The sequence below is a fragment of the Fructilactobacillus sp. X3R5C2 genome (assembly GCF_059901175.1).
This window is the reverse complement of record NZ_JBWXVC010000054.1, coordinates 1-233: the sequence shown is the minus strand read 5'-3', so window position 1 is coordinate 233 and position 233 is coordinate 1. Positions and strand designations below refer to the sequence as shown.

The 233-nt window shown below is 44.6% G+C and carries 1 pseudogene; it reads right to left on the bottom strand.

The window, feature by feature from the left end:
* Positions 1 to 201: pseudogene (locus AC6UD4_RS07390) on the bottom strand (hypothetical protein); the annotation flags it as partial.
* Positions 202 to 233 lie beyond the last annotated feature (32 nt).

The following is a 233-nucleotide window of genomic DNA, read 5'->3' as shown; positions in this document are numbered from 1 at the left end:
AGTTAAATCCTCAGTCAATGGCAGATTCGGCGCATCCGGCAACCAGGTGTAAGGTTCAATACACAAGAATTGATCGGATTCTCCTTTGGTATACAAAACCCAGTGTTTGAAAAATGCTTCATCTACTGAATATTTCAGTGTATATCCATCATTTCTCCGCAAATGAGCAACTGCAGGCTGACCTTCCGCCGCACGAAGCAACGTATCCCAGTCTCTTCCCTGCATGTTGATTC